At 52.6% G+C, this 11,851-nt stretch carries 8 protein-coding genes; 3 read left to right on the forward strand and 5 right to left on the reverse strand.

The window, feature by feature from the left end:
* Window positions 1-3 precede the first annotated feature (3 nt).
* Window positions 4-792: a formate/nitrite transporter family protein gene (locus tag BK816_RS08770; RefSeq protein WP_083379203.1), complete on the reverse strand. Its 789-nt coding sequence runs from the start codon at window positions 790-792 to the stop codon at window positions 4-6.
* 84 nt (window positions 793-876) lie between these two features.
* Here BK816_RS08770 and purB point away from each other — a divergent pair, with 84 nt between their 5' ends.
* Window positions 877-2,310, forward strand: coding sequence for an adenylosuccinate lyase (gene purB / locus BK816_RS08775; RefSeq protein ID WP_071164814.1), 1,434 nt, complete (start codon window positions 877-879; stop codon window positions 2,308-2,310).
* A 73-nt stretch (window positions 2,311-2,383) separates the two neighbouring features.
* On the opposite strand, the gene BK816_RS08780 is transcribed toward purB, so the two are convergent.
* From BK816_RS08780 to BK816_RS08795, 4 genes are all read right to left on the reverse strand, one after another.
* Window positions 2,384-5,341 (reverse strand): S-layer homology domain-containing protein, encoded by a 2,958-nt coding sequence (locus tag BK816_RS08780; protein ID WP_071164815.1) that lies wholly within the window; start codon window positions 5,339-5,341, stop codon window positions 2,384-2,386.
* Window positions 5,342-5,614: 273 nt separating this feature from the next.
* Complete coding sequence (locus tag BK816_RS08785; protein ID WP_071164816.1) at window positions 5,615-7,438, reverse strand: CAP domain-containing protein; 1,824 nt, start codon at window positions 7,436-7,438, stop codon at window positions 5,615-5,617.
* A complete protein-coding gene (locus BK816_RS08790; protein ID WP_071164817.1) occupies window positions 7,438-7,989 on the reverse strand; it encodes a hypothetical protein in 552 nt (183 codons plus the stop codon). The genes BK816_RS08785 and BK816_RS08790 overlap by 1 nt, the downstream gene beginning before the upstream one ends.
* 2 nt (window positions 7,990-7,991) lie before the next feature.
* Complete coding sequence (locus tag BK816_RS08795) at window positions 7,992-9,755, reverse strand: lipase family protein (protein WP_071164818.1); 1,764 nt, start codon at window positions 9,753-9,755, stop codon at window positions 7,992-7,994.
* Between the two features lie 114 nt (window positions 9,756-9,869).
* On the opposite strand from BK816_RS08795, the gene BK816_RS08800 reads away from it, so the two are divergent.
* Together BK816_RS08800 and BK816_RS08805 are read left to right on the forward strand one after the other, a co-directional pair.
* A complete protein-coding gene (locus BK816_RS08800; protein WP_335622219.1) occupies window positions 9,870-11,297 on the forward strand; it encodes an MFS transporter in 1,428 nt (475 codons plus the stop codon).
* 119 nt (window positions 11,298-11,416) lie between these two features.
* Window positions 11,417-11,770, forward strand: coding sequence for a heavy-metal-associated domain-containing protein (locus BK816_RS08805; RefSeq protein ID WP_071164819.1), 354 nt, complete (start codon window positions 11,417-11,419; stop codon window positions 11,768-11,770).
* The last annotated feature ends 81 nt before the right edge of the window (window positions 11,771-11,851 follow it).

Genomic DNA, 11,851 nt, shown 5'->3' on the forward strand with positions numbered 1-11,851 from the left:
CGCCTAGTTGGCTGCCGCCTCTGCCTGTTGAGAAGTTAGGTACCAGTAGGGCAAAGCCACGAAAATAGCACCGCCAACGATATTGCCAACCAGCACTACCGCCAGGTTATAGGCGATCCCGCCCAAGGTGACGCCTGGTGCTCCATACATGTAGGCCATGGGTAGTAGGGTCATATTGGCAACCACGTGCTCGAAACCAGACGAGGCGAACATGCCGATCAGCGCCACGATTGCTGCAATTTTGGCTCCTTCCGTTTCGGCTCGTCCTGCTGCCCAAATGGCCAAACAAACCAGAATATTACATAGTACTGCGCGGAAGAAACCGGCGGAAACACTCAAGTGCGTTTTGGCTTCCCCGATGGCAAACAGCATTTCTCGACCGGGGCCTTTGGCGAAAATTTGGGAGCCCCAAACTAGAGCCGCGAAGATTACTGACCCCACGAAGTTTCCGAGTAGCATGATGCCAAAAGCGCGGGAGAGCCCACCCCAGTTGGCCCGGTGGTTCCAGCCGCCAAGGGGCAAGGTCATCATGGCCGAGGTCGCCAATTCGGCGCCAGCGAAGACTACCGCCATCAGGCCGACGGTAAAAACAAGCCCCCCAACTAGGGCAGTTAGGGGGTGGTGTGCGGCACGGAGGGGACCAGCAGCGGTCAACATGAAGGTGCCACCAATTCCAACGAATGCTCCAGCGAGCATAGAGGAAACGAAGTAGCGGCTAAAGTTGGCTGAATCTAATGCTTTTTGTTGCGCAGAGATTGCTTGATCGCGCATAGCGGCAGGAAGGGTCAACATGATGCCAAATTATAGCCCCCTTTTGCCCCTATGCACTGCTATGATGAGCGGGTAGCATTCCGCCACTTTCTTAAGGGATTTTCCATGGAACAGAACTTTACTGATTTCGCCACCTTGAACCCACCGATCGCCCTCGGCCCCCTTGATGGTCGTTACCGGGGTGCGGTGGCGCCACTAACCAACCACCTTTCTGAAGCTGCTTTGAACCGTGCTCGTTTCCAGGTGGAAGTGGAATGGCTAATCTTCCTGCTCGACAACCAAGTTTTGCCGGGAGCTCCTAAACTTTCTGAAGCGGAACGCGAATACCTTCGTCAGCAAGTAACCGATTTTGGGGCTCAGGAAATTGCCGAACTGGCCAAGATTGAAGCCCAGACTCGTCACGATGTGAAAGCGGTCGAGTACTTGTTGAAATCGCGCCTAGATGCGGCTGGCGAAGTACTTGAGGAAACAGTGCTTCCACAGTTGCACGAGGTCGTCCATATTTTCTGCACCTCGGAAGACATCAACAATCTTTCTTATGCTTTGACCATTCAGGCTGCCGTACAGCAGGTTTGGTTGCCTGCAGCCCGTCAGTTGGTGGCCGATTTGACCGCATTGGCTCATTCTTGTGCGGATGCTCCCATGTTGGCTCGAACCCACGGCCAGGCCGCCACTCCGGTTACTTTGGGTAAGGAAATGGCTGTGTTGGCCTTCCGTTTGGGCCGCCAAATTCGCCGGGTCGAAAAGACCGAGTATTTGGGCAAGATCAATGGTGCTACCGGCACTTTTGCCGCTCATGTGGTTTCAGTGCCTGAGGCTAACTGGCCCGAGTTGGCCGAAAAGTTCGTTACCGGCCTCGGTCTAACCTGGAACCCGCTGACGACCCAAATTGAGTCTCACGACTGGCAGGCGGAACTTTACGCCGACATGGGTCGTTTCAACCGCATTGCCCATAACTTGGCCACTGATGTGTGGACCTACATTTCTTTGGGGTATTTCCGCCAAAACTTGGCTGCGCAGGGTTCGACCGGTTCTTCTACCATGCCTCATAAGGTGAACCCGATTCGCTTCGAAAATGCGGAAGCTAATCTGGAAATTTCCTGTGCTTTGCTCGATACCTTGTCGGCTACTTTGGTGACTTCGCGTCTCCAGCGCGACTTGACTGACTCCTCCACCCAGCGCAATATCGGTGTGGCTTTCGGTCACTCGATTTTGGCCATCGACAATATCTGTCGCGGTCTTGCTGGTCTGGAAGTGGATCGCGACAAGATGGCTGACGACCTCGACCATAACTGGGAGGTACTAGGTGAAGCTATCCAGCAGGCCATGCGAGCCGCCTCGATTGCCGGGGCCGAGGGCATGGAGAATCCTTACGAGCGTTTGAAGGAATTGACTCGTGGCCGTCGGGTTGATGCCACGGCAATGCGTGATTTCATCGCTTCTTTGGGTTTGCCAACCGAGGTCGAAGAGCGCTTGCTGGCTTTGACTCCAGCTACCTACATTGGACTTGCTCCTCAGCTGGTCACTCACTTGGACTGATTAGCTAGAGAAAATTTATTTGGCCCCTACCTGGTTGTTTTGACTAGGTAGGGGCCAAACTCTTGTGGCGATTTTATCGCTTCACTTTAACCACATGGTTGTTAGTCAAGCGGTAGAGGAAGGCGATCATAGCGTCACGATGTAGCTTGTCGACCGGACGGAAGGTGCGATCGGGGTAGCCGGTGGTGATGCGAGCCTTTTCTAGCCACAGAATGTCAATGCGGAAGGCGTCACCTGACAGGTCACGCAAACGCGATGGTGGCACGGTCACGCCCTTGAGGGCCAGCATGTTTGGCTTGACCTTCTTGGGGTACTTCTTGGCGAAACGGTGCAAGAGTGCAGCCATGGCGTTACGGTCAATCGGGTTCTTGCCTCGAACCGTACCATCTGGCCAACCGGTGATAATACGGTTTTGCTTTGCCCAAGTGAGTTCACGAGCGAACTGGTGGTTCTTTGGAACATCACGGAATGGAGCGGTCTTGACATTAACCTTCGGCGATCCAGCTAGACGGTAGAGGAAGGCCGCCACTGCTTGGCGTTCCACATTGTTAACTGGACGGAAAGTTCCGTCACCGTAGCCGCTGGTAACACGAGTGTTCTTGGCCCACTGGATTTCCTTGGCAAAGTAGTTTGTGACTGCAATGTCGCGGAATGGGCGGCGGGTTACCTTCAAGTTCGGGTGGCTGAGAGCAACCACGTACTTGTATGCCGGCTTAGGTGCTGGCTTAGGCTTAGGTGCCGGCTTCGGCTTAGGCTTCGGAGCTGGCTTCGGCTTCGGAGCCGGCTTAGGCTTAGGTGCCGGCTTGGGCTTGGGCTTCGGAGCCGGCTTAGGCTTAGGTGCCGGCTTCGGCTTCGGCTTGACAGTCACCTTGTTAACTAGGGTGGTTACCGCGATAGAGCGGCCCATATCGTTGTAGGAAACTAGTCGGATCTTGTCACCGGCCTTTGCCAACTTGCTTGGTACGTTTAGCTTGTAGCTAGCCGAGGTCGATGGGATGGTACCGTTCCACTTACCACCGTCATAAGTCACCCACTTCTTGGATCCCTTCTTTAGAATCTGGAAGTAGAAGTCGGTACCAGCAGTACCAGTGATCTTGAATGGGATCGGAGTGGTTTTTTGAGCCTTTACCTGGGCTGGAAGAGCCGATGAGGGCTTCTTGAAGACAGTCAACTTGGTAAAGACCTTGACTGGGTAGGACCACGAGTAACGTAGGTTGTTAGTTGGCATCGTGGTGATGTTAATCAAGATAGTACGCACGTGGTTTGGTTTAATGCGTAGGAAAGAGTTGTCATTCTTCGGGAATGGCTGGAAGATCAAGTATGGGTAAAGCCCATTGTTCAATCCACCCGAGTATGGGGAGTTTTGCTGCTTGATCGTCTTGTCATCCTTGGAGAACAAACGACGTTCTTTCACCACAACTTTAGAACCAGTCAACAAGTACTTATCTCGTGATTTTGCGGAGAAGCCCCAACGTCCAGGAACGGAACGTACCTTAATACGAGTAGCCTCGTCGACGTTCTGCAACCGAGAATAGCCGGGCACCATTCTAGCTGGCATATAACCGGCTGCTGGCCATGGCATATTGGCTGGCGAATTACGGTAACGGGTAAAGTCTTGACTCTGATCTGGATATCCCGCATTTTCAGCTTTACTTAGATCAGGATCATTCATCTTGTCCATCCAAGTAACTGCCTGAACACTGGCGCCGTATTCCCAGGAACGACGGTGGCCAGGAATATTCTTGTACAAGTTTGCCCAGCGTCGAATATCTGGGTTAATCGCACCAAGCGGGTCACCTTCACGCTGCAGAGCAAGCGAAGAAACCGCCATCTTGGTCAACGATGGAGACGTAAGGTCCACACGGTGACCAACTACGGAGTTGTTCCAACCGTCATCATCAATGTACTGCAAGGCTGCTCGCGCAGTGCCAGACCAACCAGCTCGTTTAAAGGGCTGCAAACGACGATCTACTTCGGCCTTCGTTGCTCGAATTTCAGCACCTACTTGCGCATTCGAGAAGAGGATGTCGCCGTGGGCGGTAGCTTTCGCACCACCAGTGGTGCGACAAGGGAAGGGGCCTTCCTTTGCCTTCAAGCCGTGAGAAATCTTGGCAGCACGGATCATGGAAACACCACCAAATTGTGCGTCCATATAAGCTGGGTGATTGGCTGGCAGCAAAGACACAGCAGGCACACCGATCAGACGGCGAACTTGATTAATCGTCACCGCGAAGGCATTAGAATCCGCGCGATTTGGAGCTGGTAGTTTCTTTGGACATTTTTCGCTGGTGTTTAGCACCGTCTTAATCGGAAAATCAACCCGCATAATCTGGTTCCAAGCATCTTGTGCTGTTCTTGGGGTGGCGAACTGCTTCACCCCAAGATATTTGGTGCGAACTTTGGCCCCAACAGCAGATGCGGGAGCGTTTTCCCCATCAGCAGTTTCGCCCTCGACTGGGCGCTCAGGATCAAGAGCTCCTTCGACACCTGGTTCAAGAGTGCTTTCAGGTAACGCTTCCACTACGTCAGGAACTTGCTGCAGCACGGATTGTGGCAATTCCTTGACAGCTTCTTTTTGGAAGGATGGATCTGGAAGATCAGTCGGCAAAGTCTGGGAATCGATCGCCTCGAACTTATCGTCAGCCTTTACCTCTGGAGCCGCTGGGGCATCGAAAGGTTCTGCCTGAAGTTCCGCTTGGGCATTCTTTGCTTCCGCCGAGTCAGCATCAGGAACGTTTTCATCAAGCACTAAGCCATCTGGGTTAGCGCTTTGCTCATCACCGACTGTCACCTCGGCATCTTCAGATTCTTCGACGTTTTCCTCGCTACCGAGTTCGGCAGCTTCTTCGCCAGCATCTTGCCCGTCAACAACTTGTCCTTCCACATCATCAGAGTAGGAAGCGACCTCGACCGAGGATCCCAAGCTGTCTGGTTGCGTCCCATCACCAGCATCGGCGCTGGCTAAAGGAGTTAAGGTGGTTAGCGAAACAGCCAACGCTGCGCCGGTAACCGCGAATAATTTAGCTTTCATGTCCAAACCTCTCTAGTAGGGATGTCGGATAGGTCTCATTTTATGGCATGGAACACCAAATTGTTCACTAAGTTGCAATTAATTTGAGTTAAATTTTTTCCAACTATCGACCAAAACTAACTTAAATAATGCTCTAGCACACTAACACGCGACTTTTGTTATTCTTCTCGAGGGCGGTCTCAACAATAAATCTTGCGTCCAGATGGGCCACAACTTCTGCCTGCTTTGCTCCCTAATGATCCTCGGCCCAAAATAGCCGCAACACTCGAAAAGCTATTCAACCACGGTTTCAACTACCTGCCCGCCAAGGTCATTACGCGCAGTGAGCCTAACTTTCGACCCTTTTGGCAAGGCTGCTTCGGGCACCTCAAAATTTAATGCTTCAGCAACTTCCCAGGTGATACCGTCCCATTTTCCGCCCGCTAGTGGTTGCCACTTTTTTGCCTTTTCGTTCCAAACAGTAAAAGTAAACTCGGTACCTGCGGTTCCTTCGATAGTAAATGCGAGCTTAGCTTTACCATTTTCAAGACTGCTTTTAACCCATTGCGCTTTTGCTGGCTTAAAAGTTTCTAGCTGTCTAAAAACTTTTACCGGGTAGACCCAGCGGTGTTGGCCGTTGGCGGTCTTAATCTCAACCCAGAAAGTCCGCACCTGATCATTCGGCATTTCCCGCAGACGATTGTCATCAGCTGGCCATGGTTTGAAGGTGACTGTCGGATACCAGAATGCTTGGGAAGCATTGGGGTTAATCGGGCCTTGCAGCTTAAGTTCTTCTCGCTGCGAGTTAAACCGATCTTGCCAATAGACCTTAATCTGCGCGTTCTTAAATAGGTCTTTTTCGCCAACTAGAGTGGTAAAAGACCAGCGTCCCGGTTCCTTTAATTGGTCGGAATACCGCTCATCTCCCCAAACTCCTTGTTGTCCTTGGGCGTCGCGCTGGTTCTCTTGGCCGGTTAAGAACATTGCGGGAACATACCCCGCGGAAGGCCATGGATAATTCTGGGGAGCTTTAGCAAAGCGTTCAGGATCCCAAATGGTTTGCCGGTATTTGACTTTTTCTTCCGGCTTGAGTCCCTTTATTGGGCTTTCTTCGCTAAAACCGAGGGCGGCCGTAGCCATCTTTTGCCCATAAACCCAAGCATCATACTTATGCTCGTCATTAGCTTTTTCGTAGTAAAGGTATTTTTCTCCCAAGATTCCCACGGCAGTTTCTTTTAAGACTGGGTTCATCATGGAGATGCGGTGACCGACGGCCTCGTTATTATCGCCTGTGTCGTGGAAATAGAATAGCAGGTGGTTGACTGGGGAGATAGCGTATTTTTTAATGATTTTTTGGATTTCACTTTTGCTAGTATTCCAACCGCCGAAGCGTTCGAGGCTAATGTCTGCCTTGGCCGTCGCTTTGGCTCCTCCCGTGGTCCGGCAAGGATAATCTTTTGCCGGCAAAAGTCCATGCGAAAAAGTATTGGCCTTGACCATGGACCAGGCACCTTGTTGTAGGTCAGCCCAGGCTGGGTGATTGTCTGGCATTAGTTTGAGCGGAGCCACCCCAACTTGTTTGCGTACCTGATTCCAGGCGGTCATAAAATTTTTTAGATCATTGGGATTTACTTTGGGTAGTGGCGGGCATTCCTCTTTGGTTTCCATGATTAATTCAAGGGGTTTGCGCGCCTGCACGATGGTGTTTTTCAAGTCCTGGGAGGTTTCTGCACTTACTTGCCCAACCAACTTGGTGACGTAGGTTTTCCCTTCCCGATAGAGATTCTGGGTGGGATCATTCCCCCACTTTTTGCTGGGTTGAAATGGACCCCTGGGGTCACTACCCACCGCAATACGTAGTTCTTTTTCCTTTGGTTCTACAGGTACTTCAGGGCTTTCCACACTCGGTTTTGCCGCGTTTGTCTCTTCGGGGGTGGACGCTTGGGAATTATCGGTTTCCCCGTGAAGCCACTGGTTAATGGTAACTAATCCGTGCTCGAAAAAGTTAACCCCATAGTTTAGAACTTGTGCGCCATGGGTGATCAGGTAACCGCCCCCAACCAGGAGCAGTAATGCTATTAATAGCGTGCGGAAAGGATGGCGTTTTCCTTGGGCCACTACGGCCTCCACTCGGGGTCGGCACTAGTAGGCCCAAAACGGGCAAAAAGTTCGTGGGGGTAGGCGATATCGTTTTCGAAGCCGAGGTCGGTGCCGTCGATGATGCGGCCATCGGGCAGACTAAGTTCCATGTCGACTGCCGATACTCCCCCTAGTGCCGAGTCCCAAGCAAGTCGTAGCACCTCAAGCCCTACTTGTTGCACGGTGCCAGCATGGCTGGTGTTCAGGTCTGCACGGACCCACAGCCGTCTGGAAGCCATGGCTTTTTGGAGTTTGACTTGAGCTTTCGAAACTGGTTCTAGGCCCGCAATAGCCTTAGCTAAGTCGTCGTTTTCCACATTTGGCTTTACTTCTTGCGGTTTTTTCGCAATCATGCGGTAAACCCCAGCGCAGGCTGCTGAACCGAGGCCGAGGGCACCAAGCAGTAACGGATTTTTTACCTCAGGTACTTCTTTTTCGTTTGGGCGGTTCGAATATGGCTTATTTACAGGCAATTGTTGCCCAATGGCCTTGAGCCCATCGAGCCAGCTGCGTCGTGGTGGTTTTACCATGCTTAGTTTCCTTTATTTTTTGGCTCGGGATCTGAGGTTTGGTTTGCGGTAATTAGGGTATCCGTTAGGCTGACAATTTTTCGAATCTGCGCGTTGGGATCTACTGGTTTTAGCCCTTCTTCCCAGTCAGGTAAGGGGTCAAATTCGGCTCGGTCCAATACCTGGCTGAAAGCTTCAAAGCGGTAATCGTCCTCAGGATACTTACTAGGACTATGTGGGTCGATAGGGCAAGTATCGGGCTTTTGCGGAAGTAGAATCTCTTGCGCAATCTCATAGAAGTAAACTTCCACTTTCTCCCCCGGTTTTGGCAGCATCCGGTTGAGCTCTTTGACCGCTTTGGCGGTTCGCCCGATGGGCACTTGGTTGGCTTGCGCGGCGGCAATTTCGGCCTCGACCTCGGCTAGCAAAATCTTGACGGTTTCGAGGTAAGTACCGGCAGAGTGTGCGTAATAAAGCGGGTTGCGCTTGGGTTTGGTCAATTTTCGTCGCACAAAAATGCGATCGTCGAGGTTGTCGGCCAGCATCCCGTCCATCCAAGGAATCATGTCTTGGGTGTGTTCGATGCTGATATTGACCAGCGACTTTGGCAGGGGCAGATTTCTCGAGGGCGAGCCGATGGTTAGGGCATGAGTAACGTTAATCAAGGCGTCTTGGTCACCAGCCAGCGCATGGGCCACAATGCCACCTTGACTGTGCCCCACCAACATGAGTTTTTGCTGCTTACAGTCTTGTGGTTTCACGCCCGCATGCGACATAGCCCGCACAATCGCCAGCTCCACGCCAGCCCGCGCTGCCGAACGCAAGCCCAGCATTTCGCGCACATTCGACTCAGTGTCGGCGGGGTTCGGCATGGACATCATGGCCATGTGGTCCGTGCCGGGGACAATGGCTAACCAGCGGAGGTTTTCGCCCTCGCCAATCGCCATAATTTTCATGACCATTCCGGCCCCTGAGGACCAGTAAAGATCATCGAGATCAGCGATAGTTTGATCCAGACTGGTGGGGGCGTTCAAACGTCGCATTTCGAACTTGAGAGGCAAGGGGGATTCCAGTTTGCCGCGCACCAAAAGCGGCGAGTGTGGCTGATTTAGTTTCCCCAGCGGGTGGTCGGGATTGTTCAAATCCACCCAAATGCCGGCAGCTTGAGCATCATCCCAGCCAGCTTCACGAATAAAAGGCGGGATTTGAGTGACGGGCAAGGCTTTGCCATTGTCGTTGATCAGCCTGGCATGCACTTTGCCGCCACGGAAATAGCCGAGGGCGGTCCCGCCCGAAAGCACCAGCGCCATCAGAGTGGTGAAGCCGGTGGTCGGAAGAGCTGCTTCTAGCCGCCGACGTTGACGCAATTGGCTAGGTGACACCTCTACGGGTAGATCATCGATAAAGTCGAGGACGCCACGCAGTGCCCAGGTGGTTAGCCCGGCGGTGCGGGAAACATTGTGCATGACGGTTTGGTAAAGCCAAGGGTGGTCGAAGAAGAACTCCTGCATGGCTTCAATGTTCAGATTCCATTTCTGGTCGGCGTCTTCCCCCAGGGAGGCAAACTTTTGCCAAGGATCGGGAATATTGGCGACTGCTGATTCAACCACGGCGCCACCAAGCCGGCACAGGATTTTCCCCAGTGGTTTTAGCTCTTTAGCTTTTTCCTGATAGTAGGGCAGGTGAGCGAGGCGTCCGGTGAGGGATCGTAGGGTACGCTGGGAAAGGGATTCTTTTGGCCACGGGGTCCAACCGCGGTCTTGCCCACTGGACAATTCTTGCGCCATTCCCCCTCCTTTTCCCGCCTTTGTTTGGCTCTAAAGTCATGGTTTTTGCGGCTTTAACCGCAAGGTTTATAGTCATCCAATCTTAATTCACTTGTGGTGTTTTTCGCTAAAAAAGTGGCTCTTGGCGTAAGTTTTGCCGCTAATCTGGTGGACATGAATGTGGTGCAACAAATTGAAACCAGGCCAATGACCAAACGCCAGTGGGAACTGGTCGCTTTGGGTGTGGTCGCGAACGTCGCCGAGTACTTTGACCTGTTTTTGATCGGTTTCGTGGTCGCTTTATTGACTAAGCCGTGGCATTTAACCGGTTTGGAAGCTGGCATCATTTTGACTTGTTCTGGTTTCGGTACGGTTTTGGGTTCTTGGCTTGGCGGCATGGTGGCTGACCGGGTCGGTCGCAAACGCACTTTCAGCTACTGTGTTCTCACGTTTGTTGGTTTTACCGCCTTGTCTTTGCTGACCCCAGAGCGTGGCTGGCAAATGTTGGCACTTTCTCGCATTGGAGTGGGTGCGGGGGTGGCCGCTCTAAATATCACCACGATTCCTTATGTTCAGGAGTTCATGCCGCGAGCTAAGCGGGGCATGTTCACTGGCCTGGTTTCCGTTTTTATTCCTGCGGGCTTGTTCTTGGGAGCGGCTGCGCAGCGTTTCTTTAGTGATTCTTTGGGTTGGCGTGGCTTGATTGCTTTGGGGATCATTCCGGTTTTCTTGTTGCTTTGGATTGCCCGGGTGCCTGAGTCTCCACGTTTCTTGTTGGCTGCTGGCCGAGGGCGGGAAGCCCAGGAGGCCTACGCTTGGGCCATGGAGTTGCCGGTCTCGAAGCTCGCTCCGCTGCCAGCAAATGCCGAGGGGAAACAGATTTCAACTTTGGCCCAGGCAAGCAAGCCTGATCCGGTATTGAGTTTGGGTGAGTTCTTCCGCGGCTATTGGCGACCTTATCTAGTGGTCGCGACTGGCTCTTTCTGCTTTATTTTGGGCGTTTTCACCGTCCAGTCATGGGGCCAGTCGTTATTAAGTGAGGCCTTTGGCTATTCCACCGTAATGGTGGGCACCATGTTTATGTGGATTTCTGTGGCCGATATTGCTGGGCGCGCTTTTTCTGCTTGGATTTGTGACTACATTGGTCGTAAACGCACCATGCTGATTTATGGTCTTTTGGGTGGTTTGGGCGCTTTCATTTGTGCGATTTCGGCGATGCGTGCAGCCGCGGGAGCACACGGCCAGGGCGCTTGGTTCTACGCGGGTTTGGTCTTGATTTTGGCTTTCGGTGACGGTGCTTTTGGCATTGTGAACCTGTTTGGGGCGGAGCAGTTCCCTACCCCGGTGCGTGGTCGCGGCCTTGGTTTGGGTTATGGCACTGGGGCGATTGCCAAGATTATTGGTCCGGCTTTGGTTGGCCTCTTGTTGGGCCCAGCCGCTTTGCATGGCGAGATTTCCCTGTCGGCAGTAGTGCCTGCCTTGTGGGTTTTCGGGGTGCTGCTCGTCCTCGGCGGGTTGATTTACCAGTTCGCTACGGAAACTGCCCGCGATCCCTTGAGCTAGCAATAAAATCTAAGATCCGTTCCTATTCCCGACTGTTGCCATCAGCGAAACTACTAGTTCTTCTGGCTGGGTAACGGTATAAAGAGATAAAGATAGTTTTATTTGAAAGTTGGTTTGCGATGAGTTCTTTTGATCGTACTGTTGAGCTTGATGTTCCAGGGATGACCTGCAACAACTGTGTTTCTCACGTCCGCACCGAGTTGGAAGCTTTGCCTGAAGTTAACAATGTGGAAGTTATTTTGCGTTCCGAGGGCGTTTCTTTGGTGACCGTGCACATTAACGCCCCAATTTCTGATGATGCTTTGCGCGCCGCTGTGGATGAGGCCGGCTATGACGTCAACGAGATCCGTCGTGACGATGTGGCTGGGATTGCTCCTGAAGGTCGCGAAACCATGCGTTTGTCTGATGTGAACGCCACTGGTGAAAAGGGTTCGGGCGAGGGCGGCTGTGGCTGCGGTTGCGGCTGCAAGTAAGTAGGCGTCCGTTTTCGGCCTCGGCCAGTAAGTTTTGTTGAAAACTGCAGCTATCACTCGTGGTGGCTGCAGTTTCTTTAT

This window comes from Boudabousia tangfeifanii (genome assembly GCF_001856685.1).
Lineage (GTDB): Bacteria > Actinomycetota > Actinomycetes > Actinomycetales > Actinomycetaceae > Boudabousia > Boudabousia tangfeifanii.